Annotated in this window: 23 protein-coding genes and 3 pseudogenes; 14 read left to right on the top strand and 12 right to left on the bottom strand. The window is 70.6% G+C overall.

Going from position 1 to position 26,566, the window contains the following annotated elements:
• Positions 1-56 precede the first annotated feature (56 nt).
• The 4 genes from polA to ABZS71_RS24485 all read left to right on the top strand — a co-directional run bounded on the left by polA (position 57) and on the right by ABZS71_RS24485 (position 5,406).
• Entirely contained in the window at positions 57-2,795 is a 2,739-nt protein-coding gene (gene polA, locus ABZS71_RS24500; RefSeq protein WP_356213600.1) for a DNA polymerase I, read from the top strand.
• Positions 2,796-2,906: 111 nt separating this feature from the next.
• Complete coding sequence (locus tag ABZS71_RS24495) at positions 2,907-4,664, top strand: lytic transglycosylase (protein ID WP_356213597.1); 1,758 nt, start codon at positions 2,907-2,909, stop codon at positions 4,662-4,664.
• Between the two features lie 149 nt (positions 4,665-4,813).
• Positions 4,814-5,032 (top strand): hypothetical protein, encoded by a 219-nt coding sequence (locus tag ABZS71_RS24490; protein WP_355857630.1) that lies wholly within the window; start codon positions 4,814-4,816, stop codon positions 5,030-5,032.
• Positions 5,029-5,406, top strand: a complete 378-nt coding sequence (locus ABZS71_RS24485) for a hypothetical protein (protein WP_356213595.1) — start codon at positions 5,029-5,031, stop codon at positions 5,404-5,406. The genes ABZS71_RS24490 and ABZS71_RS24485 overlap by 4 nt, the downstream gene beginning before the upstream one ends.
• A gap of 20 nt (positions 5,407-5,426) precedes the next feature.
• Here the strand turns inward: ABZS71_RS24485 and ABZS71_RS24480 are convergent, their stop codons facing one another.
• Together ABZS71_RS24480 and ABZS71_RS24475 are read right to left on the bottom strand one after the other, a co-directional pair.
• Positions 5,427-8,351, bottom strand: a complete 2,925-nt coding sequence (locus ABZS71_RS24480; RefSeq protein ID WP_356213592.1) for an ATP-dependent helicase C-terminal domain-containing protein — start codon at positions 8,349-8,351, stop codon at positions 5,427-5,429.
• A complete protein-coding gene (locus ABZS71_RS24475; protein ID WP_356213589.1) occupies positions 8,255-9,109 on the bottom strand; it encodes a methyltransferase domain-containing protein in 855 nt (284 codons plus the stop codon). The genes ABZS71_RS24480 and ABZS71_RS24475 overlap by 97 nt, the downstream gene beginning before the upstream one ends.
• Positions 9,110-9,465: 356 nt before the next feature.
• Here ABZS71_RS24475 and rpsA point away from each other — a divergent pair, with 356 nt between their 5' ends.
• Positions 9,466-10,971, top strand: coding sequence for a 30S ribosomal protein S1 (gene rpsA / locus ABZS71_RS24470; protein WP_355857642.1), 1,506 nt, complete (start codon positions 9,466-9,468; stop codon positions 10,969-10,971).
• A 102-nt stretch (positions 10,972-11,073) separates the two neighbouring features.
• Here the strand turns inward: rpsA and ABZS71_RS24465 are convergent.
• Positions 11,074-11,508: pseudogene (locus ABZS71_RS24465) on the bottom strand (hypothetical protein); the annotation flags it as partial.
• Positions 11,509-12,090: 582 nt separating this feature from the next.
• Between ABZS71_RS24465 and ABZS71_RS24460 the strand changes: the two are divergent.
• The 3 genes from ABZS71_RS24460 to ABZS71_RS24450 all read left to right on the top strand — a co-directional run bounded on the left by ABZS71_RS24460 (position 12,091) and on the right by ABZS71_RS24450 (position 14,272).
• On the top strand, positions 12,091-13,035 hold the full coding sequence (locus ABZS71_RS24460; RefSeq protein ID WP_355857645.1) for a PAC2 family protein: 945 nt from the start codon (positions 12,091-12,093) through the stop codon (positions 13,033-13,035).
• A 25-nt stretch (positions 13,036-13,060) separates the two neighbouring features.
• On the top strand, positions 13,061-13,669 hold the full coding sequence (gene coaE / locus ABZS71_RS24455; protein WP_355857648.1) for a dephospho-CoA kinase: 609 nt from the start codon (positions 13,061-13,063) through the stop codon (positions 13,667-13,669).
• A 201-nt stretch (positions 13,670-13,870) separates the two neighbouring features.
• Positions 13,871-14,272, top strand: coding sequence for a tetratricopeptide repeat protein (locus tag ABZS71_RS24450; RefSeq protein ID WP_356213586.1), 402 nt, complete (start codon positions 13,871-13,873; stop codon positions 14,270-14,272).
• Positions 14,273-14,324: 52 nt separating this feature from the next.
• Here ABZS71_RS24450 and ABZS71_RS24445 read toward each other — a convergent pair whose 3' ends face one another.
• Positions 14,325-14,630 carry a DUF6343 family protein gene (locus tag ABZS71_RS24445; RefSeq protein WP_355857654.1) on the bottom strand — a complete coding sequence of 102 codons (306 nt, stop codon included), beginning with the start codon at positions 14,628-14,630 and terminating at the stop codon, positions 14,325-14,327.
• A gap of 115 nt (positions 14,631-14,745) precedes the next feature.
• Here ABZS71_RS24445 and ABZS71_RS24440 point away from each other — a divergent pair, with 115 nt between their 5' ends.
• Positions 14,746-15,954 carry an ADP-ribosylglycohydrolase family protein gene (locus ABZS71_RS24440; protein ID WP_356213583.1) on the top strand — a complete coding sequence of 403 codons (1,209 nt, stop codon included), beginning with the start codon at positions 14,746-14,748 and terminating at the stop codon, positions 15,952-15,954.
• Positions 15,955-15,979: 25 nt separating this feature from the next.
• Here the strand turns inward: ABZS71_RS24440 and ABZS71_RS24435 are convergent, their stop codons facing one another.
• On the bottom strand, positions 15,980-17,203 hold the full coding sequence (locus tag ABZS71_RS24435; protein ID WP_356213581.1) for an aromatic acid exporter family protein: 1,224 nt from the start codon (positions 17,201-17,203) through the stop codon (positions 15,980-15,982).
• Between the two features lie 97 nt (positions 17,204-17,300).
• Here ABZS71_RS24435 and ABZS71_RS24430 point away from each other — a divergent pair, with 97 nt between their 5' ends.
• Entirely contained in the window at positions 17,301-17,759 is a 459-nt protein-coding gene (locus ABZS71_RS24430; protein WP_355859800.1) for a type II toxin-antitoxin system PemK/MazF family toxin, read from the top strand.
• A gap of 15 nt (positions 17,760-17,774) precedes the next feature.
• On the opposite strand, the gene ABZS71_RS24425 is transcribed toward ABZS71_RS24430, so the two are convergent.
• On the bottom strand, positions 17,775-18,317 hold the full coding sequence (locus ABZS71_RS24425; protein ID WP_356213578.1) for a DUF1697 domain-containing protein: 543 nt from the start codon (positions 18,315-18,317) through the stop codon (positions 17,775-17,777).
• A 130-nt stretch (positions 18,318-18,447) separates the two neighbouring features.
• Between ABZS71_RS24425 and ABZS71_RS24420 the strand changes: the two genes are divergently transcribed.
• Positions 18,448-19,095 carry a uridine kinase gene (locus tag ABZS71_RS24420; RefSeq protein WP_356213575.1) on the top strand — a complete coding sequence of 216 codons (648 nt, stop codon included), beginning with the start codon at positions 18,448-18,450 and terminating at the stop codon, positions 19,093-19,095.
• 32 nt (positions 19,096-19,127) lie between these two features.
• Here the strand turns inward: ABZS71_RS24420 and ABZS71_RS24415 are convergent, their stop codons facing one another.
• The 5 genes from ABZS71_RS24415 to ABZS71_RS24395 form a co-directional block, all read right to left on the bottom strand.
• Positions 19,128-19,787 carry a DUF4360 domain-containing protein gene (locus ABZS71_RS24415; protein ID WP_356213572.1) on the bottom strand — a complete coding sequence of 220 codons (660 nt, stop codon included), beginning with the start codon at positions 19,785-19,787 and terminating at the stop codon, positions 19,128-19,130.
• Positions 19,788-19,818: 31 nt separating this feature from the next.
• Positions 19,819-20,472, bottom strand: coding sequence for a DUF4360 domain-containing protein (locus tag ABZS71_RS24410; RefSeq protein WP_356213569.1), 654 nt, complete (start codon positions 20,470-20,472; stop codon positions 19,819-19,821).
• Positions 20,473-20,848: 376 nt separating this feature from the next.
• Positions 20,849-21,379, bottom strand: a complete 531-nt coding sequence (locus tag ABZS71_RS24405) for a methylated-DNA--[protein]-cysteine S-methyltransferase (RefSeq protein ID WP_356213683.1) — start codon at positions 21,377-21,379, stop codon at positions 20,849-20,851.
• A gap of 180 nt (positions 21,380-21,559) precedes the next feature.
• Positions 21,560-22,456, bottom strand: coding sequence for a glycerophosphodiester phosphodiesterase family protein (locus ABZS71_RS24400; protein ID WP_355859779.1), 897 nt, complete (start codon positions 22,454-22,456; stop codon positions 21,560-21,562).
• 107 nt (positions 22,457-22,563) lie between these two features.
• Positions 22,564-22,764: a DUF4177 domain-containing protein gene (locus tag ABZS71_RS24395; RefSeq protein ID WP_356213566.1), complete on the bottom strand. Its 201-nt coding sequence runs from the start codon at positions 22,762-22,764 to the stop codon at positions 22,564-22,566.
• Between the two features lie 109 nt (positions 22,765-22,873).
• On the opposite strand from ABZS71_RS24395, the gene uvrB reads away from it, so the two are divergent.
• The 3 genes and pseudogenes from uvrB to ABZS71_RS24380 all read left to right on the top strand — a co-directional run.
• Positions 22,874-25,000 (top strand): excinuclease ABC subunit UvrB, encoded by a 2,127-nt coding sequence (gene uvrB / locus ABZS71_RS24390; RefSeq protein ID WP_355859783.1) that lies wholly within the window; start codon positions 22,874-22,876, stop codon positions 24,998-25,000.
• A 206-nt stretch (positions 25,001-25,206) separates the two neighbouring features.
• Positions 25,207-25,785, top strand: a complete 579-nt coding sequence (locus ABZS71_RS24385; protein WP_355859785.1) for a TerD family protein — start codon at positions 25,207-25,209, stop codon at positions 25,783-25,785.
• 135 nt (positions 25,786-25,920) lie between these two features.
• A pseudogene (locus ABZS71_RS24380) lies at positions 25,921-26,478 on the top strand (TerD family protein); the annotation flags it as partial.
• Here the strand turns inward: ABZS71_RS24380 and ABZS71_RS24375 are convergent.
• A pseudogene (locus tag ABZS71_RS24375) lies at positions 26,473-26,566 on the bottom strand (hypothetical protein); the annotation flags it as partial. The pseudogenes ABZS71_RS24380 and ABZS71_RS24375 overlap by 6 nt on opposite strands.

Here is a 26,566-nt window from a genome sequence, read left to right as displayed (position 1 = left end):
GGGTCCGGGCGGTGGAGGCGGGAGCATTGTCGGTGGGGCGTGGCAGGATCGGTGACGTGGCAGAGAAAGCATCGAAGAAGACCGCAGCGCCCGCGCCCGACCGTACGGGGGAGGACCGTCCCCGCCTGCTCCTGCTGGACGGGCATTCCCTGGCATACCGGGCGTTCTTCGCGCTGCCGGCGGAGAATTTCAACACGACCACCGGCCAGACCACCAATGCGATCTACGGCTTCACCTCGATGCTGGCGAACACGCTCCGTGATGAGCGGCCCACGCACCTGGCCGTGGCGTTCGACGTCTCGCGCAAGACCTGGCGCTCCGAGCAGTTCACGGAGTACAAGGCGAACCGCTCCAAGTCCCCGGATGAGTTCAAGGGCCAGGTCGAGCTGATCGGCGAGCTGCTCGACTCGATGAACATCACCCGCTTCGCGGTGGACGGCTTCGAGGCGGACGACGTCATCGCCACCCTCGCCACCCAGGCCGAGGCCGAGGGGTTCGAGGTGCTGATCGTCACCGGCGACCGGGATTCGTTCCAGCTGGTCAGCGACCATGTCACGGTGCTCTACCCGACCAAGGGCGTCTCCGAGCTGACCCGGTTCACCCCCGAGAAGGTCCAGGAGAAGTACGGTCTCACCCCGCGCCAGTACCCCGACTTCGCGGCGCTGCGCGGCGACCCGTCGGACAACCTCCCCGGCATTCCGGGCGTCGGCGAGAAGACCGCCGCGAAGTGGATCAATCAGTTCGGGTCGTTCCAGGAGCTGGTGGAGCGGGTCGACGAGGTCAAGGGGAAGGTCGGGGAGAAGCTCCGCGACCATCTGGAAGCCGTCAAGCTCAACCGGCAGCTGACCGAGCTGGTGCGGGACGTGGAGCTGGGCACCGGCCCCGAGGGGCTCAAGCGCGCTCCGTACAACAGGGAATCACTGTCGGTGATCCTCGACGCCCTGGAGTTCCGCCATCAGAACTTCCGCGACCGGATCATGGCCGTCGACCCGGGCGCGGCCGAGGAGGAGCCCGCGGCCCCGGGCCCCGGTGTCGAGGTCGACGGGGTGCCGCTGGGCGCGGGCGAGCTCGCCCCCTGGCTGGAGACCCATGGCGGCGCGCCGCTGGGTCTGGCCACCGTCGACGCCTGGGCCCTGGGCAGCGGCAGCGTCAGCGAGATCGCGCTGGCCACCGCCGAGGGGCCCGCCGCCTGCTTCGACCCGTCCCAGCTGGACGAGGCCGACGAGCGGGCCTTCGCCGCCTGGATCGCGGACGCGGACCGGCCCAAGGTGATGCACAACGCCAAGGGCGTCATGCGGGTCTTCGCCGAGCACGGCTGGTCCGTCGCGGGCGTCACCATGGACACCGCCCTCGCCGCCTATCTGGTCAAGCCCGGCCGCCGCTCCTTCGAGTTGGACGCCCTGTCGGTCGAGTACCTGGGCCGCGAGCTCTCCCCGGCGGCTGCCGCGGAGAGCGGACAGCTGGCCTTCGGCACCGATGAGCAGGCCGAGCAGGACGCCCTGATGATCAAGGCGCGGACGGTGGTGGACCTCGGCGAGGCGTTCGGCGGCCGGCTGAAGGACGTGGGCGCGGCCGGGCTGCTGCACGATGTGGAGCTGCCCACCTCCGAGCTGCTGGCCCGGATGGAGCGCTCGGGCATCGCCGCCGACCGCGCCTGGCTGGAGCGCATGGAGCAGCAGTTCGCGGGCGCCGTCCAGCAGGCGGTCAAGGAGGCGCACGCCGCGGTGGGCCATGAGTTCAACCTCGGCTCGCCCAAGCAGCTCCAGGAAGTGCTCTTCGGCGAGCTGGGCCTGCCGAAGACCAAGAAGACCAAGACCGGGTACACCACGGACGCCGACGCGCTCGCCTGGCTGGCCGCGCAGACCGACCACGAGCTCCCGGTGATCATGCTGCGCCACCGTGAGCAGGCCCGGCTGCGCTCCACCGTGGAGGGGCTGATCAAGACGATCGCCCCCGGCGGCCGCATCCACACCACCTTCAACCAGACGGTGGCGGCCACCGGCCGGCTGTCCTCCACGGACCCCAACCTGCAGAACATCCCGGTGCGCACGGACGAGGGCCGGGCGATCCGGCGCGGCTTCGTGGTCGGCGAGGGCTTCGAGTCGCTGATGACCGCCGACTACAGCCAGATCGAGCTGCGCGTGATGGCCCATCTCTCGGAGGACGAGGGGCTGATCGAGGCGTTCACCTCCGGTGAGGACCTGCACACCACGGTCGCCTCCCAGGTCTTCGGCGTCGCCAAGTCCGAGGTCGACCCGGAGATGCGCCGCAAGATCAAGGCGATGTCGTACGGACTGGCGTATGGGCTTTCGGCGTTCGGCCTCTCCCAGCAGCTGGGCATCACCCCCGATGAGGCGCGCCGGCTGATGGAGAACTTCTTCGAGCGGTTCGGCGGGGTGCGCGACTATCTCCAGCGGGTCGTGGAGGAGGCGCGCGCCACCGGCTATACGGAGACCATGCTCGGCCGCCGCCGCTATCTCCCGGACCTGAACAGCGACAACCGCCAGCGCCGCGAGATGGCGGAGCGGATGGCGCTCAACGCCCCGATCCAGGGCACCGCCGCCGATATCGTGAAGATCGCGATGCTGAAGGTGGACGCGGCGTTGACGCGGGAGAAACTGTCGTCGCGGATACTGCTCCAGGTGCACGACGAAATCGTGCTGGAGATCGCCCCGGGCGAGCGGGAGCGGGTCGAGGAGCTGGTGCGCCGCGAGATGGCGGACGCCTTCGAGCTGCGTGCCCGGCTGGATGTGTCGGTCGGCGTCGGTCCTGACTGGGAGTCGGCCGCCCACTGAGACATTCGCTGACGCTCGGTTTGCACCGGTAGCTGCGTGCCATAAGTTGTCGTAGTGTCACCAGGGTTGACGCGCGGGGGAGCGCGCTTGCTCGACGGGAGGGACATACGGATGGCACCGCTTATCGGCCGACGACTGCGCAAGGGGGCGGCCACGACGGCGGTGGCGGCGGCCGCGATGGCCGCCCTCACCGCGTCCCAGGCGCCCGGGTTCGCCAGTACGGACCACAGCGACCGGGACCGTAACCGGGAGCAGGCGGCCGGTGAGTCACGGACACCGGCCGAGGCCGACACCCCCATCGACGGCGGTTCGTCGTACCAGACCGATCTGCCGCCGCTGACCACGCCCGACAAACCGGGCTCCTCCATCGATCTGCCGGGGCTCCCGGGCGGCGCCACCAAGGCCGAGGCGGGCATCCCCGCGTCCGTCCTCGACGCGTACAAGGGGGCCGAAGCGGCCCTCAAGGAGTCCAACCCGGGCTGCAATCTGCCCTGGCAGCTGCTCGCCGCGATCGGCAAGGTCGAGTCCGGCCAGGCCCGCGGCGGCAATGTCGACTCCGAGGGCACCACCGTCACGCCCATCCTCGGCCCGGCGCTCAACGGCAAGGGCTTCGCCCTGATCAAGGACACCGACGGCGGTGCGTACGACGGCGACAGTACGCACGACCGGGCCGTCGGCCCCATGCAGTTCATCCCGTCCACCTGGGCCGGCTGGGGTAAGGACGGCAACGGTGACGGCGAGAAGAACCCCAACAACGTCTATGACGCGGCGCTCGCCGCCGGCGGCTACCTCTGCGCGGCCGGCCGTGATCTGTCCGTCCAGGACGACCTGGACCGCGCGATCCTCGGCTACAACCACTCGCGGGAGTATCTGAACACGGTCCTGTCGTGGTTCGAGTACTACAAGCGCGGCACCCATGAGCTCCCCGACGGCGCCGGAGTGCTGCCCTCGGGCGACGACACGAGCGGCGGCGACGGCTCGGGCTCCGGAAGGAAGGGCAAGGGCAAGCAGGAGCACCACGCTCACACCCTCCCCAAGCCCACCGGGGACGACGACAGCTCCACTCCGACGTCCCCGGCGACCGGCTCGGGCAAGATCGAGACCCCCGGCTCGCCGAGCCACACGCCCACGAAGCCGACCCCGATCCCGACGCCCAGCGGTGCCGACAAGCTCGGCTCCGTCGGTGCAAAGGAGCTGTCCGCCACCGCGGGCGCCGACTTCGCCCGGTCGCCCCGGGTCAAGGCCGTGGACGCCGCGGGCAAGCCGGTGGCCGGGGCACGGGTCAGGTACGAGATCCGCGGCGAGACGGACGCCCGCTTCATCGGCCTCGTCAGGTCCGCCACCGTGCTCACCGGTTCCGACGGCATCGCCACCGCGCCGAAGCTGGCCGCGGGCGAGAAGACGGGCTCCTTCACCGTGCGCGCCACGGTGGTCGGGCGGGATGTGGCCCCGGTCGACTTCGCCGCGACCGTCAAGGCCCGGCCCGTACCGCGGGCCGATGTGCTGGCCCGGCTCGACGACAAGGCCCTCAAGGCCGAGACCGGCGGCTTCTTCACCGACCCGCTCACCGTCAAGGCGACGTACCAGGGCAAGGTCGCGGCTCAGGTGCCGGTGACCGCGACCATGATCACGCCGGACTCCGCGAAAGCCGCGCAGCCCCAGCAGAACGACAAGGGCCCGTACTTCCTGGACGAGAAGGGCAACCCGGTCCGGACCCTGACCGCCCTGAAGACCAACGTCCTCGGGCAGCTCACCCTGCCGAAGATCCTCACCGATGACCACGCGGGCACCTTCCTGCTCCGCCTGACCACGGCCGAGGGCACGGTGCTGGACGTCGAGCTGACCGTCGCCCAGGCCGCCGCCTCCTGACCGGGCGCCTGACGTACTCACGCACCGCCCCCGAGCCCGCACCGGGCTCGGGGGCGGTGCCGGCCGGCGCGTCAACCTCCGTCCCGGAATTCGCCCGGGGTAGCGACAGCGGTAGTGATCAGGGTATCGGCGTGGATAGCATGCCGCCCATGCCTGGCATCACGATCGAGTTCACCGAGCAGGAGCTGGCCGAGCTGCGCGCCGAGGCCAAGGAGAAGGGCGTGGCGATCAAGCGGCTCGCCCACGACATACTGACCGAGGACGTGGTGCGGCGGCGGCAGAAGCAGCGCTTCGTCGAAGGGGCCGTGAAATTCGCCCTGGAGTACAAGGTCGAATTCGAGCGGGAGTTCCCGGAAGGCCAGCGGTGATCCTGTATGTCGACGCCGGCTGGGTGCTCAATGTCCAGGTCGAGGTCTCCCCGGTCAACACCCCGGTGCGGGACTGGGGCGCCCTGCACTGCATGACCGAGCGGCACCGCTACGAGCGGTTCGCGGGGGAGCCCTACTACGAGGAGGTCGCGGCGCGCGCCGCGACCTTTCTGCACACCTCGCTGATCCTCGAACCGTTCTCCGACTACAACGCCACGATCGGCGCGGCCTGCGCCCAGATGTACATGGAGGAGTCCGGAGAGCCGGTCACGCCGCCGCCGGGCGGGATGGTCAAGCTCGTCCGCGACATACGGAAGACCACCAGGTTCCGGCTGAGCGAGACCGCGCGGCGGCTCCGCGCCTGGGCCGACTGAACGGCCCTTGTCGTTACGGCTCAGCGGCGGGCGTTGGTCCGCCGGGTCGGCGCGGCCGTCCCCGGATCCTCCGGCCAGGGGTGCTTGGGGTACCGGCCGCGCAGCTCGGCCCGTACGGACCGGTAGCCGTCCTTCCAGAACGACGCCAGATCGGCGGTGACCGCGGCCGGACGCCCCGCCGGGGACAGCAGATGCACCAGCAGCGGCACCCGCCCGCCCGCGATCCGCGGCGTCTCCTGCCATCCGAACAGCTCCTGCAGCTTCACCGCCAGCACCGGCTGCCCCTCGCCGTACTCCACCCGCACCCGCGATCCGCTCGGCACCTCGATCCGCTCCGGCGCGAACTCCTCGAAGCGCGCGGCGTCGCCCGTGGCCCACGGCATCAGCCGGGCCAGCGCCTGCCCGGCGTCCACCCGCTCCAGATCGGCCCGCCGGCGGGCCCGGTCCAGCTCCACGCCCAGCCAGTCGTCCGTACGGTCCAGCAGCGCCGCGTCCGAGACGTCCGGCCAGGGCTCGCCCAGCTCCCGGTACACAAACGCCATCCGCTGCCGCACCGCCGTGGCCTGCGCCGACCACCGCAGCAGCCCCAGACCCTCGCGGCGCAACCCCTCCAGCAGGGCCTCCCGTACGAGCGCGGGATCGGGCGCGGCCAGCGGCCGGGCCGCCAGCTCGATCGCGCCCAGCCGGGTCACCCGGCGCGCGACCACGTCACCGTCGGCCCAGCGCACCTCCTCGCCGTCCGACCCCAGCGCGGCGGCCGCCGCGCGGGCCGTGTCCTCGTCGGTCACGGCGGCGAGCCGCACCCGCGCGGACGCGGAGGCCACCGGCCGGTCCGCGACGGCCACGGCGAGCCAGGGGGCGTCGCCGAGCCGCGACCCGTCCCCCAGCTCGGCCCCCGTGCCGGCCGCCATCAGATAAGCCCGCTCCCCCCGCCGCCGGGCCACCCGCTCCGGAAACGCCAACGCGACCACAAGCCCGGCCACGGCATCGTCGTGACCGCCGCCGCGCCCCGCCGCCGAGCCACCCCGCGCCCCCGCCGGCTGCCCGGCCGGCGTGTCGGCGCGCGGCGCTGCCGTCTCGGCCTGGCCGTGCGACTGCCCGGGTCCCGTGTGAACGTCCGGCTGCCCGGTGCCCGGGCGGGTGGCCCCCGCGCCGGCGGGTGGGGCGGTCGGCGCGCCGCTCCCGGCGTCCGCCCGCGCGCCCGCCGCCCCCGCCTCCGGCTGCCCGGCCGGCGTATCGGCACGCGGCGCTGCGAGCGAATCCCCGGTCACCGCGCGCTCCAGGCGGCGGGCCTCCTGGCGCCACCTCGTGGCGTAGGCGTCGGCGCCGTGGCGGGCGGTGCGCCAGGCGGCGGTCAGGTCGTCGCCGTAGGCCCTCGGCGGCTCCTCGCTCAGGAGGGCCACGACCTCCGCCGCTCGGCGGGCGCCGACCGCCCTCGCGCCGTCCAGAAGCGCCCGGGCGAGGCGGGGATGGAGGCCGAGGCGGGCCATCCGGGTACCGCGTTCGGTGGCCCGTCCGGTGGGGTCCACGGCGCCGATCGTCGTCAGCGTCTCCCGGGCGGCCGTCATCGCCCCCGCCGGCGGCGGGTCCAGCAGCGCCAGGCGCGACGCGTCCGGGTCGCCCCAGCAGGCCGCCTGCAGGGCGAAGGCCGTCAGGTCCGCCCCGGCGATCTCCGGTGAGGGGAAGCGCGGCAGCCGGGCGTCCTCCGCCTCGGGCCAGCAGCGGTAGACCACGCCCGGCGCCTCGCGCCCCGCCCGGCCCGCGCGCTGGCGGGCCGCCGCTCGTGACGCCCTTACGGTCGTCAGCGCGCTCAGACCGCGCGCGTGGTCCATCCGCGGCTCCCGCGCGAGACCGCAGTCCACGACCACCCGTACGCCCGGCACGGTCAGGCTCGACTCGGCGACCGAGGTGGCCAGCACCACTCGCCGCCGTCCGCCGTCCGCCCCCGCGAGCACCGCTTCCTGTACGGCGGCGGGCGCCCGCCCGTGGACCTGCAGGACGTCCACGTCCGTCAGACCGCCCAGCCGGCCGGCCACCCGCGCGATCTCCCCGACGCCGGGCAGGAAACACAGCACATCGCCGTCCCGCTCGCGCAGCGCCCGCCGTACTACGGTCGCGACGTGCTCCAGCAGGGCAGGGTCCACGCGCATCCCGTGCGGCGGGCGTACGGGGCGCGCGGGCGGCGCCCACACCATCTCCACGGGGTGCGACACGCCCGGCGCGGACACGATCGGTGCGGGCTCGGCGTCGCCGCCGAGCAGCCGCGCCCAGCCCTCCGCGTCCGTCGTCGCGGATGCCGCGACCAGCCGCAGATCGGGGCGCAGCGTGGCCTGCACGTCCAGCAGGAAGGCGGCGGCTGTATCGGCGTCCAGATGCCGCTCATGGCATTCGTCGAGGACGATCACGTCGACCCCGGCCAGCTCCTGATCGCGTTGCAGCCGTTGCAACAGCACACCGGTCGTCACGACCTCGACCACGGTCCCGCGCCCGGCCTGCCGCTCCCCGCGCACGGTGAATCCGACCCGCCCACCCGTCGCCCGGCCACCACCCCGGTCGGAAGCGCTGCGCGCTGCCCCTTCTCCCACCCGCTCGCCCAGCAGCCAGGCCATCCGCCGCGCGGCGGCCCGCGCCGCGATCCGCCGAGGCTCGGCGACCAGCACCCGCCGTACCGGCCGGCCGTCGCCCACCAGTCCGGCCAGCACCAGCGGCACCAGCGTGGTCTTACCGGTCCCCGGCGGCGCGCACAGCACCGCCGCCCCACGGTCGTCGAGGGCGCGCAGCAGTTCGGGTACGGCTTCGCGAACGGCAAGGCTTTGGAGCGCGTCAGTACGGAGGGTCACCGGCCGGCTCAGTCCCGCTCGCAGACGAAGATGGCCGTGCCCGGGATGAGGTTCCCGCGCAGCGGGGACCAGCCGCCCCACTCCTGGTGGTTCCACGCGGGCCATTCGGGTTCCACGAGATCGATCAGCCGGAAGCCCCCGGCCACCACGTCCCGCACCCGGTCGCCGAGCGTCCGGTGGTGTTCCACATAGACGGCCCGGCCCGCTTCGTCCTGCTCCACATAGGGCGTGCGGTCGAAGTAGGAGCCGGCCACGGACAGCCCCTCGGGACCCGGCTCGTCGGGGAAGGCCCATCGCACCGGATGCGTCACCGAGAAGACCCACCGCGCGCCCGGCCGCAGCACCCGCCGGACCTCGCGCATCACCCGCACCGGATCGGCGACGAACGGGATCGCTCCGTACGCCGAGCAGGCGAGGTCGAACGAGCCGCCCCGGAAGGGGAGGGCCGTGGCGTCGGCCTGGACCAAGGCGATCTCGGACCTGCCGCCGGTCTCGGCGTCGATCCGCCGCGCGTGCCGCAGCTGCCGGTACGAGAGGTCGAGCGCCACCGGCCGCGCCCCCCGCGCCGCCAGCCAGCGCGCGCACTGCGCCGCGCCCGCACCCACCTCCAGTACGTCGAGCCCGGCCAGCCCGTCCGCCGGCCCGAGCAGCCGCGCCTCGGCCTCGTCGAGCCCTTCGGGGCCCCATATGAACCGGTCGTCGCCGAGGAAGCCGCCGTGCTCGTCCTGGTACTCGTCCGCGTTGCGGTCCCACCACCCCCGGCTGGCCCGGCTGCTCTCCGTGTCGTCGGCGGTCCGACGGGTGGCGGTCGGTTCCGGGGCGTCCGGTGCCGGGGCGTCACTGGGCTCGTGTTCTTGGACCATCGCGCGCGTCGTCGTACTCTCTGTATCGACCTGTGGCTGCGGGGCACGGTAAGGACCGCGTCGCAGTACGGACCATGCAAATTGCCGGGTTCGGGGCGTTAGGCCCCGCGTGTGCTCTTCGTGCATTGACCATGCCCGGCTGCCCCCGTATGCTACAAGTTGCGCTGCGGGCTTGCGCGCCTCAGACGGAGCAGGCCGCGCTCGCATCTGTTGTATGGCCCCTCGGTCGCCGAGGCGCTTTTCGATCCCTCGGGAAAGACAAACGCCTCCAAGGCTGTCCGGCTTCGGCAGTGCGATAAGGGTCCTCGGCGTAGCAGTACCTACGACTCAATGTCCGTACCGGAGCCCTTTCCCACATGACGAGCAGCACCGAGGCAACCCGCACCACCCCGCAGGTGGCGGTAAACGACATCGGTTCCGAGGAAGCCTTCCTCGCCGCGATCGACGAGACGATCAAGTACTTCAACGACGGCGACATCGTCGACGGCGTCATCGTGAAGGTCGACCGGGACGAGGTCCTGCTCGACATTGGTTACAAAACCGAAGGCGTCATCCCTTCTCGCGAGCTTTCGATCAAGCACGACGTCGACCCGAACGAGGTCGTGGCCGTCGGCGACGAGATCGAGGCCCTTGTCCTTCAGAAGGAGGACAAGGAAGGCCGCCTGATCCTCTCGAAGAAGCGCGCCCAGTACGAGCGTGCCTGGGGCACCATCGAGAAGATCAAGGAAGAGGACGGGATCGTCACCGGTACCGTCATCGAGGTCGTCAAGGGTGGTCTCATCCTCGACATCGGCCTCCGTGGCTTCCTCCCCGCCTCTCTGGTGGAGATGCGCCGCGTCCGCGACCTTCAGCCCTACGTGGGCAAGGAGCTCGAGGCCAAGATCATCGAGCTGGACAAGAACCGCAACAACGTGGTCCTGTCCCGCCGTGCCTGGCTGGAGCAGACCCAGAGCGAGGTCCGCCAGACCTTCCTCACCACCCTCCAGAAGGGTCAGGTGCGCTCCGGCGTCGTCTCCTCCATCGTCAACTTCGGTGCCTTCGTGGACCTGGGTGGCGTCGACGGTCTGGTCCACGTCTCCGAGCTGTCCTGGAAGCACATCGACCACCCGTCCGAGGTTGTCGAGGTCGGCCAGGAGGTCACGGTCGAGGTCCTGGACGTCGACATGGACCGCGAGCGCGTCTCCCTGTCGCTCAAGGCGACCCAGGAAGACCCGTGGCAGCAGTTCGCCCGGACCCACCAGATCGGTCAGGTCGTCCCGGGTAAGGTCACCAAGCTCGTTCCGTTCGGTGCGTTCGTCCGCGTGGACGAGGGCATCGAGGGCCTGGTCCACATCTCCGAGCTGGCCGAGCGCCACGTGGAGATCCCGGAGCAGGTCGTCCAGGTCAACGACGAGATCTTCGTCAAGGTCATCGACATCGACCTCGAGCGCCGCCGCATCAGCCTCTCGCTGAAGCAGGCCAACGAGGCCTTCGGTGCCGACCCGTCCGCGGTCGAGTTCGACCCGACCCTGTACGGCATGGCCGCGTCCTACGACGACCAGGGCAACTACATCTACCCCGAGGGTTTCGACCCCGAGACCAACGACTGGCTCGAGGGCTTCGAGACCCAGCGCGAGGCCTGGGAGACCCAGTACGCCGAGGCGCAGCAGCGCTTCGAGCAGCACCAGGCGCAGGTCATCAAGTCCCGCGAGGCCGACGAGCAGGCCGCTGCCGAGACCGGCAGCGCTGCCCCGGCGCCGGGCGGGCAGACCTCGGGTGGCGGCGGTTCGTACTCCTCGGAGTCGGCCGACAACTCCGGCGCCCTGGCCTCGGACGAGGCGCTGGCCGCGCTTCGCGAGAAGCTGGCCGGCGGCCAGAGCTGAACCGGTCTGACCCGGTCGGCGGCTGCCGCTAGCCGCACCGGCTGATCGTTGTAAGGCCCGCTCCCCCCTGGGGGGCGGGCCTTACGCATGCCCCTGGACGGTGACCGAAACCGAGTCGACGGTGACGCTCTCCGCACTGTCGATCTTGATGCCTTCCCGGCCGCCGGTAACCGTGATGCCCTTGACCGTCCAGTACGAGGCGCCGTTCAGATGCAGTCCATAGCCGCCGCTCGCGGTGAGGATCGCCTTCGGCGAGCCGGTGAGGGTGATCCTGGAGCCGGAGGTTCCGGAGGCGTTGATCTCGAAGCTGCCGTGGTACGTACCGTCGGCGAGCCGGATCGTGTCGCCGGGCCGGGCGGCGGCGAGGGCGTCCTTGAGCCCGTCGGCGTCCGAGACGGAGATCAGCGCGGCGGTGACGGCGGGGGCGTCCCGCGCGGTCGTGCCCGCCGCGATCAGCCCGCCGGCGGCGGCCAGCGCGGCGGCGGAGGCGGTGGCGAGGGTGCGTAATCGGGAGGGGGAGCGGCCGGGAGAGTGCATGGCTCTGCCTTCCTGTGCCGGGGTCAGGGATGACACCTCGGGGTTCTGAAGAGTGAACCTGGGCTGACATGGTGAACTTCTGGCGGCTCGCGAAGATAAGGGCGCCGCACGGACGCGTCAACCCCGCCCAGCGCGCCGACGTCGCAATCGCGCCGCGCTGGTGCGAGACCGCAGCCGCGGTCGCCTCCCACTCGCGTTGCGCTCGTGTTCGCGCAAAGGGAAAACATGTGCGATGCAAGAGACCCTGACGGGTCGTAACAGCGCCTTGCCGGGCCGGCCCGGATCCCGCAGTGGATGATCAGGAGGGTCCACTGCCGGGAACTGGGCGTGCCGCTGGAGGTGTTCACCACTACGAACGCCAACGCCTGTATCTGCAACGAGAACGGCGACAGGTGATGCCATGAAGACGCCCGGTCCGGACGCCCCGGCCTTCGCCGCCTCAAAAGCCCGCGGCGTGCGTCTGCTTCGCGGGCGACCAGAGTGTCACCGCGCCGCGCCGCGGAAGACGTCTGGCCGGGGCCGGGAATGCCCCCGCCCCCGTTCGGTGTTCTTCGGTGCGGAACACAAGGAGGAGCGGTCACAGTGCTAGATCCGCAGGATTTGTACGCATGGGAGCCGAGCGGACTCGCGGAGGTCGACGCGGTAGCCTCGCGGGATTCGGCCGGGCTGGTGCTGCTCTACCACTTCGACGGCTACATCGACGCCGGCGAGACCGGTGACCAGATCGTCCAGCGGCTGCTCGACGGGCTGCCGCACCAGGTCGTCGCCCGTTTCGACCACGACCGGCTGGTCGACTACCGGGCCCGTCGCCCCCTGCTCACCTTCCGGCGCGACCGCTGGACGGAGTACGAGACGCCGGCGATCGAGCTCCATCTGGTGCGCGACGCGACCGCGGCCCCGTTCCTGCTGCTCGCCGGGGTCGAGCCGGATGTGGAATGGGAGCGTTTCGCGGCGGCCGTGCGCCAGATGATCGAGCGGCTGGGCGTGCGCCTCGCCGTGAACTTCCACGGCATCCCGATGGGCGTTCCGCACACCCGCCCGGTCGGCATCACCCCGCACGGCAACCGCACCGATCTGATGCCCGGCCACCGCGGCTACTTCGACGAGGCCCAGGTGCCCGGCAGCGCCGAGGCCCTGATCGAGTACCGGCTCGCCGAGGCGGGTCACGATGTGCTCGGCGTCGCCGCGCATGTCCCGCACTATCTCGCCCGGTCCGCCTATCCGGACGCGGCGCTCACCGCGCTCGAAGCCGTCACCGCGGCCACCGGCCTGGTCCTGCCGGGGGCGGCACACGCGCTGCGCAATGAGGCGCTCAAGACGCAGGAGGAGATCGAGCGGCAGATCTCGGAGGGGGACGAGGACCTCGTCGCGCTCGTACGGGGCCTTGAGCACCAGTTCGACGCGGTGGCCGGGGCCGAGAGCCGCGGCAATCTGGTCGCGGAGCCGGCCGAGCTGCCGTCGGCGGATGAGCTGGGAGCCGAGTTCGAGCGCTTTCTGGCCGAGCGGGAGGGCGAGGGCGGCGGCTGACCATCGGTCCGTATAGCGTGGCCCCATGCTGAAGCTGGGGCTCACGGGTGGAATCGGCGCGGGCAAGAGCGAGGTATCGCGGATTCTGTCCTCGTACGGAGCGGTGCTGATCGACTCGGACCGGATCGCTCGTGAGGTGGTCGAGCCGGGTACGCCTGGACTCGCGGCCGTCGTCGCCGAGTTCGGGCCTGAGATCTTGTCCGCCGATGGCAGCCTGGACCGGCCCAGGCTCGGCGGGATCGTCTTCAACGACCCCGAGCGGCTGCGCGCGCTGAACGCGATCGTCCACCCCCTGGTCCGCGACCGCTCCGCCGAGCTCCAGGCGGACGCCGGGCCGGACGCCGTCGTCGTCCATGACGTCCCGCTCCTCGTCGAGAACGGGCTGGCCTCGCTGTACGACATGGTCATGGTCGTGGACGCCGCGCCCGAGACCCAGCTCGACCGGCTGGTACGGCTGCGCGGCATGGCCGAGGACGAGGCCCGGGCACGGATGGCGGCGCAGGCCACGCGCGCGGAGCGGCTGGCCGTCGCCGATGTCGTCATCGACAACGACGGCCCGATCGAGGCGCTGGAACCGCAGGTCAGAAAGGTCTGGGCGGATCTGCTGGAGCGGAGGTCCGGGGCCGCGGGCTGAGCTGGGCTCGGCCGCCTGGCTTGAGGCTGGGTTTGAGGCCGGGCTTGACGCGGGGCTTGGCGGGACGCGCGACGGGGAATGCGGCGTAAGGGGCGGTTGTTGTGCTGCCCGTAGCGACGATCATCCGTGAAGGACCACCTCACCCACCGGATCACCCCACCCATCGCCTTACCGATCACGCGCCTGGGGAAGGAAACGGCTGTGCCCGAGCCCACGCCCGAGACCCATGTCATCGACTACCGCGCCGCGGAGCAGCTGCTCGCCGCCCGAGACCCGCGGGGCGCCGTCAAGCTGCTCGACTCGGTCATCACCGCCCACCCCGAGAACACCGCGGCCCGCCTGCTGCGGGCGCGCGCCTTCTTCGGCGCGGCCCAGCTGCGCTCGGCGGAGCTGGAGTTCCAGCTCGTCCTGGAGCGGGAGCCGGACAACGCCTACGCCCACTTCGCCCTGGCCCGCACCCTGGAGCGGGCCAACCGCCGGGCCGAGGCCACCCGCCACTTCCGCCTCGCGGCGGCGCTCGACCCGCGCCCGGATTTCGTCGAGGCGGCTCGGTTCGAGGACAAGGACAGGAAGGACGGGAAGGACGGCAAGGGCGCGGAGTAGGGCCAGAAGGGGCTGAGGCGCCCCGGGCCCGCGAGGATCCCCCGGCCAGCGCCTAGCCCGGCCGGTCGCGTCCGCGTCCGCGCCCGCGCCGGCCGACCGGTGCGTACGGCGGCACATCCCGGCCGGGCTGATAGTGCGGCCCCTGCCGGAGATGCCGGATGACGAAGACCAGATCGGCGAGGGTGAGGGCGGCGAGCACCGCACAGGCGGCCGCCCACCCGGGCCGTCCGGCGGCCGCGAAGGCCACCGCGCCGCCGAGCGTCCACACCAGCCCCCACGCGGCGAGCCAGAGCCGCATCCGCAGCGGGCTGCGCGCGTGCAGGGGCTCGTCACCCGTACGTATCAGCCGCATGGACATCACACCGCATCTCCCACTTTCCCCCACTTCGAATCTACTGCCATAGGCCGGTCCGGGAGACCTGCGATCATGTGGTGATCAGCCCGACGAGACGGCATGCGACGAGGAGCCGCCAGTGATCCGCCAGTCATGGGACGAATCGGCCGCCAGGCGGGCCCGGATCCGCGGCTGTCTGCTGGGCGGGGCCATCGGCGACGCCCTCGGGAACCCGATCGAATTCCTCTCCCTGCGCAGGATCCGCGAGACCCATGGGACCGCGGGCGTCACCACCCTCGTCCCGGACGGGAGCGGCGCCGTGGGCCGTGTCACCGACGACACCCAGATGACCCTGTTCACGGCGGAAGGCCTGATACGGGCCCACGCCAGGGCCTCGTCCAAGGGCATCGGCGGCGCCGAGACCACCATCGTCCGCCACGCCTATCTGCGCTGGCTCGACACCCAGAACCACCCCGCGCCGCCGCCCGCCAAGAACGAACACGACCTGGTCCGCTCCGGCTGGCTGCGCACCGAACCCTGGCTCTATGCCCGCCGCGCACCCGGCAACGCCTGCCTCTCCGGCCTCACCGAAGAGCACATCCCCGCCCCGCACGACCCGCTCGACGGCGCCCCCGGCCCGGTCAACCCCGGCTCCAAGGGCTGCGGCACCGTGATGCGCTCGGCGCCCTTCGGCCTCACCGGCCAGGACCCCCGCGACTGCTTCGAACTCGCCGCCCGCTGCGCCCAGATCACCCACGGCCATCCGACTGGCTACTACGCCGCGGGTGCCCTGGCCGCGATAATCGCCTGTCTTCTCCACGGCGAGTCCCTCGAAGGGTCCGCCCTGCGCACCCTGGAACTCCTCGCCCGCTACCCCCGCCACGAGGAGACCACCGCCGCCCTGCGCACGGCGATCGACCTGGCCGCCGAGGGCGACTCGACCCCCGAGAAGACCGAATCGCTCGGCGGTGGCTGGGTCGCCGAGGAGGCGCTGGCCATCGCGGTCTACAGCGCCCTGGCCCGTACCCCGGCCCAGCAGATCGACTACGGCCCCGGCGGTGAGATCAGCTACGACCCCATGCCCCCGCGCAGCCCCGTCCAGGCGGCCCTGCTGCTCTCCGTCAACCACTCGGGCGACAGCGATTCCACCGGATCGATCTGCGGCAACCTCCTGGGCGCCCACCACGGCGACCTCCGCCTCCCCCCGTCCTGGCTGGCCCGGACCGAGGGCCGCGCCGTGATCGCCGAACTCGCCGACGACTTCGCCTTCGCGTTCCACCGCTCCGTCGAGCTGTACGAGCCCTACGACGACGTGGTCTTCCCCCGGGACCGGTACCCGCTCAACTAGGGGCGTCCGGTGGACCGGGGCCGGGTCAGGAGGCCGAGGCGCTTTTCCGGCCCTCGCCGCGGGCCCAACGGCGGAGTTTGCGGAGGAAGGGGAAGCGCTCGCGCTTCTCGCGGGTGCTGCGGTCGAGCTCTTCCATGAGGCGCTTGGAGCGCTGCTCCATGTCCAGTTCGTCGAGGATCCGGTCGATCTCAGCGAGCAGGGCTCCGTGGAGCTGCCATTGACGGGGGTGTTCCTGGACGCGGCGCAGGAGGAGCTGGGCGACGCGGTCGCGGCTGGCTTGGGCTTTGGCGAGCTCGCTGGCGAGGCGGGATTCGGCTTCCTCGGCGTTGGTGCTGACCTGGGTGGTGACCAGGACGGCGAAGTTCTCGACGGCGGCGGCGAGGTGGGTGAAGAGGTCCTTCAGGGCATCCGCCACGTCCTGGGAGAAGAGGGGCTCGTCCGTCCGCTGTTTGGCGAGGTCGGTCAGGGTGCGGGTCATGACGCGCAGGATGACGGTGCAGATCTCCAGGGTGTCGAGGCCGGTGCGGAGGACCACACGGTAGAGGAGGCCCTCCTTGACGCGGGGGTTGAGCCGCACGCTGTCCTCAGCTTGCCGGAGGGCGGCATCGACCTGGGCGATGTCGTGGTCGAGGCGGCGGGCCTCGTGGAGACGGGCGGCGGCGCGGTCGACGGGGACCTGGCTGCCGAGCTCCTCGCCGATGTGCAGCAGCAGCTGACGCATCCGGCGGGCGAGGTCCTCAATGGACTTGCCGGCCGACTCGACCCATACCGGTGGGGCGAGGAAGAAGTTGAAGGCCAGCCCGACCCCGGCGCCGATGAGGGTCTCCAGCACCCGGTCCCAGGCGGTGGTGGCCACCCGGGTCACGCCGAGGACGAGCATGGCGCTGATCGCCACTTCTTGGACGAACTCGCCCACGCGTACGAAATAACCGATGGTCAGGGCAGCGATGATGATGAGGCCCAGACTCCACCAGGTCAACCCCACCAGCGCGCTGAAGCCGATGGCGATCAGGACGCCCACGACCACGGAGTTCACCCGGCGGATGCCGGTGGTGAGGGTCGCGTAGAGGGTGACCTGGACGACGAGAAGGGCGGTGAGCGGGGCTGTCAGCGGGGCGGGCTCCTTGCTGAGCTTGAGGGCGACGACGTATGCGATGGTCGCGGCCGCCGCGGAACGCAGGGTCTGTACGACGACCGGGTCGCTGCGCCGTTTGACGAGGTCCGCCACCGGGTCGAGAACATCTGGCACGTACTGCCCTTCCACCTCAGGGACCTGGCATGTCACCCCGTCTCGCGGACGGGCTAACGTGTGGGTCGTGATCAGGCCATTCAACGGGACCAACGGGATCAACGCAGCCAACGGGGCCGCGGACGGCGAGGCGCTCCCGGGACGCACCGGCCCCGCCGCCACCGTCGAAGCCCATCCGCGGCAGGTCGGGCGCGTGCGGACGCAGTACGCACCGGATCCGGACGGGGACCCGGACCCCGGCGAGATCGTCTGGACCTGGGTGCCGTACGAGGAGAACGACGGGCGTGGCAAGGACCGGCCGGTGCTGGTCGTCGCGCGCGAGCCGGGCGGGACGCTGCTCGCCGTACAGCTGTCGAGCAAGCGGCACGACGACGACCGCGAGTGGGTCGGGATCGGCTCCGGGCCGTGGGACCGCGCCGGGCGGGAGTCCTGGGTGGACCTGGACCGGGTGCTGCGGGTGCATCCGGACGGGATGCGCCGCGAGGCGTGCGCGCTCGACCGGCCGCGCTTCGACGGGGTCGTGGTGCGGCTGCGTCAGCGGTACGGCTGGAGCTGAGCGGCGGAGCCGGGGTCAGGCGTCGGCCAGCGCCAGCAGTTTGGTGACCGTGTTCCAGTTGCGTGCGGTGGCCAGGACGCCGAGCCGGAGGCCGGTGACCTTCGCGGCGAGCTTGGAGCGGCCGATGCCGTCCGGGCAGTGCAGATAGAGCGCACCGCCGATGAGACGGAACTCGTCCGGGGCGTAGGAGGCCAGATCCAGGGCGTCCAGCGGGGCGGTGTCAGCGGGGGCGTCCGACAGGAAGACCACATGCAGGGTCTTGGGCTCGGCCGTCGCCTCGGGATAGGGGTTGGCCTCGATGGTCGCGGCCAGCTCGTCGCGCGTACGGACCAGCACGGGTACGGAGAAGCCGAGGTCGGCGGCGAAGCGCTTCTCGAGCGTACGGGCCGTCTCCTCGGGCGGGGTGCCGGGGTCGGCGAAGACGATATTGCCGCTCTGGAGGTGGACGGTGACGTCGGTGAAGCCCAGATCGGCCATCAGCTCGCGCTGCCGCGCCATCGGGAACCTCTTCTTGCCGCCCACGTTGATGCCGCGGAGCAGCGCTATCTGGGATGCCATGGTCGCCTCTCCTCGGGGCCGGACGATCCGATCGTACGGCCCTCGGCGGGGCGGGCCACGGCATGAGCGGGCAACCCGCAACCCCCAGCGGGGCAACCCACGGCGGGGCGGGCCACGGCATGATGGGGGCGTGCGGCTCGAAGCGATCTCCTGGGAACGGCTGACCGACGCGACCGCCGACCGGATCGCCGGACTGACGGCCGCGGACGGCAGCCCCTGGCTCCGGGTGGCGGTCGACGGGGCTCCGGCGGCGCGCACCGGGGACCTGGCGCGGGAGTTGTCCGAGGCGCTGCGGATACGGGGGCGGCCGGCGTTGGTGGTCGCGGCGGCCGGGTTCTGGCGGCCCGCCTCGCTGCGCTATGAGTACGGGCGGCGGGACGCCGACGCGTACTACGACCGCTGGCTGGACACGGGCGCCCTGTGGCGCGAGGTCTTCGACCCGCTTGAGCCGGGGGCGGGCGAGACCGGGCGGGTCCTGCCCGACCTCTGGGATCCGGCGACCGACCGGGCCACCCGCACCCCGTATGCCGAACTGCCGCCGGGCGGGGTGCTGTTGCTCCATGGAGCGCTGCTCCTGGGGCACTGGTTCCCGTTCGATCTGTCGGTCCATCTGCGGCTGTCCCCGGCCGCCCTCGCCCGCCGCACCGACCAGGACGAGCGGTGGACGCTGCCCGCCTTCGCGCGCTACGAGGACGAGGTGCGGCCGCACGAGACCGCGGATGTGGTGGTGCGGGTGGACGACCCCCGGCATCCGGCGTGGCGCCGCCCGGAGCCGTAGGCCCGGTCCGGGGGCCGTCCGGCGCGCGGCTGCTACTTCTGCGCCGGGCATTCCTTCCAAGCGAAGTGATAGGTGGTGCTCACATCGCCGTCCGTCGAGTCCATGGTCATAAAGCTCGTTGTGTCCTTGGTGTTGGACGTGCCGGCGTTGACCCGCAGCTCGGTATTGATGTTGAAGTTCCGGAGTTCACCACAGGGCGACCAGACCACGGTGGCGATATCGGCCGTGTCGGTCGTCTGCCAGTTGTCGTCGTAGACGCCGTTGAAGTCATGCGAGTTGGATGTCGTCTGCGACTGTCCCTGGAAATAGTACGAGGCCTTCTCGATGGCGGACGCGCCCTTTTCCAGATGGGCGTAGCCCCGGTAGTCGACGCTGGCGATGGCGTAGGAGAAGCCCTGCGGCACATGTGTGACCAGACTCAGCTGACAGTTCTTTCTGAAGTCGGTCGGCTTGGCGCCCTTGCCCACCTGGGCGAGATAGTCGCTGTACGTCACGGTGAACGCGGTGTTGTCGGGGGAGACGGCCACCGCCGCCGTGCCCGCCGGACAGCCCGAACCGTTGACGGTCGCGACCGTGATCACGATCTTGTCGGGTGGCACGGTGTCGAACGGTGGTTGCGCGTATGCCTGGGAGGTGAGCGTCGAGGCGAATAACGCCGCGACCACGCCGCCTGCGTACAGAACACCGGGCATGATTCTCCATTCGATTGGTGGATTTACCGTGCTACTGGAGGGATGAGGGGCATTCCTTCCAGGCCAGGTGGTAGATGGTGTTGGCTCCGCCGTCTGTCGAGTCCATGGCCATGAAGCTGGTGGTGCCGGTCGCGGAGGTGCCCGCGCTCACCCGCAGCTCGGTGTTGATGTTGAAGTTGCGGTCCTGGCCGCAGGGCGCCCACACCAGCGCGCTGTAGTCGGCGCTGTCGGTGGTCTGCCAGTTGTCGTTGTACGGACCGCTGAAGTCATGGGTGCGTGACGCCGTGTCCGACGATCCCTGGAAGTAGTAGCTCGCCTTCTCGGTGCCCTTCGCGCCCTTTTCGAGGTACCCGTAGCCGCGGTAGTCGACCTGGGCGATGGCGTAGGTGAACCCCTGCGGTATGTGCACGCCCAGGTTGAGCTGGCAGTTCTTGCGGATGTCGGTCGGGTCCGCACCGGGGCCGACCTGCGCGAGATAGTCGCTGTAGGTCACGGTGAACGCCGTGTTGTCGCTTGCGACGGCCACGGCGGCGGTCCCCTTGGGGCAGCCCGAGCCGTTCACGGTCTTGACGCTTATCTGGATCTTGTCCGGCGGCACATCGGGGGCCGGGGAAACACCTTGGACGGAAAGGGCCGAGGCGAATAGTGCCGCGGCTGCGCCGCTCGCGAGCAGAACACCGGACATGGCTCTCCAATTCGGTCATCTACGGGGACGTGGTTGAGCCGTGATTGAAATGCGTACGGTCTTTCTGGGAAGAGCGGCAGAACGCAAGAGCTTCGAGGCGGAACAGCCGAAGAGCGGGACAGCCGAAGAGCGGAACGGCTGAAGAACGGAAGAGCTGTCGAGCGTTATCGTGCGGTACGTGCTGTACGGCCGATCGCGAGAGATGCCCGGCGGTTGGCAAATGCCAGATCAATGGGCGCCTGGATAGGCTTCCGGCGCATTCTTGCCCGGTGCGGGTCCGCGAGCGCTCCTAAGATAAGGGGGAAAGGCATCAACCACAAGACGGCCGAGGATTTCCGGAACAAGATATTTTCTGGCCCGGGGCCAGGAGAACGATTCAGAAGAGGGGTTGCGGAAGAACCCCTTCCAGGGCCAGCAGGGTGCGCTTGGTCTCCAGACCGCCGCCGAAGCCGCCTATGCCGCCGCCGCTTTCGACGACCCGGTGGCAGGGGACTACGACCGGCAGTGGATTGCTGCCCATGGCCACGCCGACCGCGCGCGCGGCACCCGGCTCGCCGATCCGGTCCGCGAGGTCCTGATAGCCGACGACCGTGCCGTACGGAACATGGGCGGCCAGCTCGCGCAGCACCCGGCGGTTGAAGCCGGTGATCAGCGACCAGTCCAGGGGGACGGTGAACTCCTTCGTGTCACCGGCGAAATAGCTCTCCAGCTCCCGTATCGCCGTGGCGAGATGCGCGGGGCAGCGAGGCGCCAGGGGTGCCGTCGGGGCCGTGGGCCCGGTGCCGAGGCGGCGGGTCAGGCGCGAGACGGCCTCGGCGGCCGTCTTCTCGTCGGCATGGAAGACCACTTGGGCCAGCCCCTGGCCGGTGGCCGCGAGCAGCAGGGGGCCGATGGGCGCCTCCAGCACCGCCCATGACCAGGCGTGCGTATCGTGCGCCTCGGGCCGCTGCTCCGGATGCGGCGGGGTCCGCCGCTCTGCGATCGTCACGGTGCCAGCGTAGGCGCGGCCACTGACAGCGCCCCGGCGGCCGTCGGCTGCCGGGGCGTCTCGATCGGAGAGTGCCAGGTCAGGGCGGGGCCGGACAGATCAGAGTGCGTCGTCCAGGGCGTCCCGGACCACATCGGGCTTGTTGGTGATGATGCCGTCCACCCCCATCCGGGCGACCCCGACCGCGGTCGGGCCGTCGTTCACGGTCCAGGTGAAGACCTCCAGCGGCCGGCCGTGCGCGCCGTCCATCGACTGGACCTCGGCCACGTAATCGGCGTCGATGGTCTTGTAGCTCGGGTTGATCTGGTCGGTGAACTCGGCGTACTCCGGCAGATCGGCGACGGCCGGGGTGCCGAGGAAGCCGGTTTTTACATCCGGCCGCAGCCGGTGGACCGTCCTTACGGCGTCGGCGCTGAAGCTCTGGACGATCAGCCTCCGCTTGTGCCGGTGGTCCAGCCAGCCCTCCCTGCGCAGCTCCCGCAGCGTCTGGCGCTCGATACCCGGATAGAGCTCGGGCGCCTTGAGCTCCATCAGAAGCTTCTGGTGGTTGTCCGAGATCCGGTCCATGTACTCGTCGAGCGTCGGCACGGACTCGCCCTCGAACTGCGGGCCGAACCAGCTTCCGGCGTCCAGCTTCTCGATCTCGTCGAGGGTGAAGTCGGAGATGTTCCAGGGCGCGCGGTCAGGGAAGACCTCTTCCACATCGGTCGTCCGGCTGAGCGTGGTGTCGTGCATGATGATCAGCTCGCCGTCCTTGGTGCGCTGGACATCGTTCTCCACCCAGTCGATGCCCAGGTCATCGGCGGCGTCGACGGCGGCCAGGGTGTTCTCCGGCGCGTAGGCGGAGGCACCCCGATGGGCCAGGGTGACCGGGTGGGGGTGGTGCGAATGGCCGGTGGTCCGGGCCGCCGCGGCCGTGGCCGTGGCCATGGGGAGGAAGAGCACGGACATACCCAGGAGCGCGCCGGTCAGCGCGGCGGCGGGGCGGATCTGCATACGGACTCCTCGCGTCGTCTGATGACTCGCGGACGGGCAGAGGGTCCCAGATGTTCCGCGCCCGGGATAGATATCGAAGGGGCGGAACATGCCCGCGCTGTCCGACGTCAGCCGCGCGGCCGTTCGAAGGTGACCAGCAGCCCCTCCACGCCGCCGGGGCCGACCCGCCCCTTCACCTCGGCGCTCGTTATGGCCTTCACCCGCCAGCGCTCGGCCGCGTACTTGTTCAGCAGGTCCTCGATCTTCTCCGCCGACATCTTGCCGCCGATCAGACCCTCGCGGATCTGGATCACCTTGTACTCGTACATGATCGATTCCCTTCGTTCGGGGCGTCCCGGGTGATGCGGCCAGGCTACGGGGCGTGTGCGTCCGATAACGCTCCGGCCGTTGTCAGTGGCGAGTCGTACGGTGGGTGTCATGCGGCCCGTAACTCAGATCGAACGCAAGGTGGCGCCCTTCGAGGTCGTCAGCCCCTATCGGCCCAGCGGCGACCAGCCGACGGCCATCGCCGACCTCGACCGGCGCATCCGTGCGGGTGAGCCGGATGTCGTGCTGCTCGGCGCGACCGGCACCGGAAAGTCCGCGACCACCGCGTGGATGATCGAGAAGCTCCAGCGGCCGACGCTGGTCATGGCGCCCAACAAGACCCTGGCCGCCCAGCTCGCCAATGAATTCCGCGAGCTGCTGCCGAACAACGCGGTCGAGTACTTCGTCTCGTACTACGACTACTACCAGCCCGAGGCGTATGTCCCGCAGTCGGACACCTACATCGAGAAGGACTCCTCGATCAACGAGGAGGTGGAGCGGCTGCGCCACTCCGCGACGAATTCGCTGCTCACCCGGCGCGATGTGATCGTCGTGGCATCCGTCTCCTGCATCTACGGCCTCGGCACGCCGCAGGAGTACGTGGACCGCATGGTGCCGCTCAAGGTCGGCGCCGAGATCGACCGCGATCAGCTGCTGCGCCGCTTCGTCGACATCCAGTACACGCGCAATGACATGGCGTTCACCCGGGGCACCTTCCGGGTCCGAGGCGACACCATCGAGATCTTCCCGGTCTACGAGGAGCTCGCGGTCCGGATCGAGATGTTCGGCGACGAGATCGAGGCGCTGTCCACGCTCCACCCGCTCACCGGCGAGGTGATCAGCGACGACCAGGAGCTGTATGTCTTCCCGGCCAGCCACTATGTGGCCGGGCCCGAGCGCATGGAGAAGGCCATCGCCGGGATCGAGACCGAGCTGACGGAGACCCTCGCCCGGATGGAGAAGCAGGGCAAGCTGCTGGAGGCCCAGCGGCTGCGGATGCGCACGACGTACGACATCGAGATGATGCGCCAGATCGGCACCTGCTCCGGCATCGAGAACTACTCGCTGCACATCGACGGCCGGGAGTCCGGAACCCCGCCGCACACCCTGCTCGACTACTTCCCGGAGGACTTCCTCCTCGTCATCGACGAGTCGCATGTCACCGTGCCGCAGATCGGCGCGATGTACGAGGGCGACGCCTCCCGTAAGCGGACGTTGATCGAGCACGGCTTCCGGCTGCCCTCAGCGCTCGACAACCGCCCGCTGAAGTGGGAGGAGTTCCTGAAGCGCGTCGGCCAGACGGTCTATCTCTCCGCGACCCCGGGCCCGTTTGAGCTCTCGCGCGGCGACGGCTTCGTGGAGCAGATCATCCGGCCGACCGGCCTCGTCGACCCCGAGGTCGTCGTCAAGCCCACCGACGGCCAGATCGACGATCTGATCCATGAGATCCGCACGCGCACCGAGAAGGACGAGCGCGTCCTGGTCACCACCCTCACCAAGAAGATGGCCGAGGACCTCACCGACTACATGCTCGAACTGGGCATCCAGGTGCGCTATCTGCACAGCGACGTGGACACCCTGCGCCGGGTCGAGCTGCTGCGCGAGCTGCGCGCCGGTGAGTACGACGTGCTGGTCGGCATCAACCTGCTGCGGGAGGGCCTCGACCTGCCGGAGGTCTCGCTGGTCGCCATCCTCGACGCCGACAAGGAGGGCTTCCTGCGCTCCGGCACCTCGCTGATCCAGACCATCGGCCGTGCCGCCCGTAACGTTTCGGGCCAGGTGCATATGTACGCCGACAAGGTCACCCCGGCGATGGAGAAGGCCATCGAGGAGACCAACCGCCGCCGCGAGAAGCAGATCGCGTACAACACGGAGCGCGGGATCGACCCGCAGCCGCTGCGCAAGAAGATCGGCGACATTGTCGCGACCCTCGCCCGCGAGGAGATCGACACCAAGGAGCTGCTGGGCACGGGCTACCGTAAGACGGCCGACCAGGGCAAGGGGCAGGCGAAGGCGCCCGTGCCCGCGTTGGCATCGCGGAAGGCGGGGAAGGCCGGCAAGGACGGGGAGCTGACCGACCGTCCGGCGGCCGAACTGGCCGAGCTCATCGAGGAGATGACCGACCGGATGCGGGCCGCGGCGGCTGAGCTGCAGTTCGAGGTCGCGGCGCGGCTGCGGGACGAGGTGGGGGAGCTGAAGAAGGAGCTGCGGCAGATGAAGGAGGCCGGGCTCTCCTGACGGCCGGCGCCCTGGGGCGTAGGACACGCCCTGGGGCAGCTGTGCCTCCGCTGTGTTGCAAGACCGACACAAAAGCCCGCTCACCCGGCCGGAGTCCGCGCGGCAGTGCATAGGGTTTTTCGAGAAGGCCGTGCACGACGGCGCGGCCGGGGCCGTGCGCACGAGGCGGCCACGGGGAATCCGAGAGACGAGAGTAGGGACAGCGCGTGACGGTCAATATGTCCAAGGGACAGGCCATCAGCCTGCAGAAGGCCGACGGGGGCACCCTGACCGCGGTGCGGATGGGGCTGGGCTGGCAGGCGGCGCCCCGCCGCGGGCTGTTCGGAACCCGTACCCGGGAGATCGACCTCGATGCGTCGGCGGTGCTCTTCGCCGACAAGCAGCCGATCGACGTCGTCTTCTTCCGCCATCTGGTGAGCGACGACGGCTCGGTGCGCCACACCGGTGACAACCTGGTCGGTGGTGCGGGTCAGGGCGGCGACGACGAGGCAGTCCTGGTCGATCTGCAGCGGGTGCCCGTGCATATCGATCAGATCGTCTTCACGGTCAACTCCTTCACCGGTCAGACCTTCGCCGAGGTGCAGAACGCGTTCTGCCGGCTGGTGGACGAGACCAACGGTCAGGAGCTGGCGCGCTACACCCTCACCGGCGGCGGGCAGTACACCGCGCAGATCATGGCCAAGGTCCAGCGGGTGGGCAGCGCCTGGCAGATGAAGGCGGTCGGTGAGCCGGCCAACGGGCGCACCTTCCAGGACCTGATGCCGCACATCCTGCCGCATCTGTAAGCCGCGTCTGTAAGCCGCGTCTGGAAGCGGCACATCCCGTCGTCGGCCCGGTGGTGCACTGCCCGCCGGGCCGACGCGCTCACGGCACTACCTGGTGTACATGCACACACCGGAACACAACGAGGGGAAGCGGCGATGACGGCCGAGCTGGTCCGAGGGCAGAACCACCCCCTGCCCCAGACCCGTTTGGAGATCCGGGTCTCGGCGGGCAATCCGATCGTGGCCGGGGCGACACTCGGCGATGAGCAGGGCACGGTGCACGGCGCCGAATGGGTCGCGCACCCCGCCTCGCCGCAGCTGCCCGGGATAGAGGTGCCCAAACAGGCCGCGGCGGACCACCGGCTCGCCGTCGACTTGGGTGCGATGCCCGAGAGCGTCCACCGCGTCACCGTGCTGCTCGCGCTGCCGGCCGGTGTCGGCGGTCCGGTCCGGTTCGGGGCCATGGCCGCGCCGTTCGTCGCCGTCACCGGGCTTGACGGCGCCGAGATCGCCAGCTACTCGATCACCGATCTGGACTCGGAGTCCGCGGTGGTCGCCCTGGAGCTGTACCGCAGGCAGGGCGCCTGGAAGGTGCGCGCCGTCGGCCAGGGGTACGCGGGCGGGCTGGCCGCGATGCTCCAGGACCAGGGGCTGCCGCAGGGCGCCGAGCTCGCCGCGGAGATCAACGACGCGGTGGTGCGGGGCATCCCACGACAGCACCACGGAGGCGAACGCCTCGTTGATCTCGACCAGATCGATGTCCTGCAGCGTCATCCCGGCCTTGCCCAGCACCGTCCGGGTC

This window comes from Streptomyces sp. NPDC005393 (assembly GCF_040606675.1).
GTDB lineage: Bacteria > Actinomycetota > Actinomycetes > Streptomycetales > Streptomycetaceae > Streptomyces.
The sequence above is the reverse complement of the archived record's forward strand: the minus strand, read 5'-3'. Positions and strand labels throughout refer to the sequence as shown.

Bases quoted from the DNA above. Each gene is read 5' to 3' on its own strand.
- coaE (WP_355857648.1), top strand. From the start codon at position 13,061: ATGCTGAAGCTGGGGCTCACGGGTGGAATCGGCGCGGGCAAGAGCGAG.
- uvrB (WP_355859783.1), top strand. From the start codon at position 22,874: ATGCGGCCCGTAACTCAGATCGAACGCAAGGTGGCGCCCTTCGAGGTC.
- ABZS71_RS24475 (WP_356213589.1), bottom strand. From the start codon at position 9,109: ATGGTCCAAGAACACGAGCCCAGTGACGCCCCGGCACCGGACGCCCCG.
- ABZS71_RS24445 (WP_355857654.1), bottom strand. From the start codon at position 14,630: ATGTCCATGCGGCTGATACGTACGGGTGACGAGCCCCTGCACGCGCGC.
- ABZS71_RS24415 (WP_356213572.1), bottom strand. From the start codon at position 19,787: ATGCCCGGTGTTCTGTACGCAGGCGGCGTGGTCGCGGCGTTATTCGCC.
- ABZS71_RS24480 (WP_356213592.1), bottom strand. From the start codon at position 8,351: ATGGCCCGCGTGGAACCACCAGGAGTGGGGCGGCTGGTCCCCGCTGCG.
- rpsA (WP_355857642.1), top strand. From the start codon at position 9,466: ATGACGAGCAGCACCGAGGCAACCCGCACCACCCCGCAGGTGGCGGTA.
- ABZS71_RS24410 (WP_356213569.1), bottom strand. From the start codon at position 20,472: ATGTCCGGTGTTCTGCTCGCGAGCGGCGCAGCCGCGGCACTATTCGCC.
- ABZS71_RS24425 (WP_356213578.1), bottom strand. From the start codon at position 18,317: ATGGCATCCCAGATAGCGCTGCTCCGCGGCATCAACGTGGGCGGCAAG.
- ABZS71_RS24495 (WP_356213597.1), top strand. From the start codon at position 2,907: ATGGCACCGCTTATCGGCCGACGACTGCGCAAGGGGGCGGCCACGACG.
- ABZS71_RS24395 (WP_356213566.1), bottom strand. From the start codon at position 22,764: ATGTACGAGTACAAGGTGATCCAGATCCGCGAGGGTCTGATCGGCGGC.
- ABZS71_RS24490 (WP_355857630.1), top strand. From the start codon at position 4,814: ATGCCTGGCATCACGATCGAGTTCACCGAGCAGGAGCTGGCCGAGCTG.
- ABZS71_RS24400 (WP_355859779.1), bottom strand. From the start codon at position 22,456: ATGCAGATCCGCCCCGCCGCCGCGCTGACCGGCGCGCTCCTGGGTATG.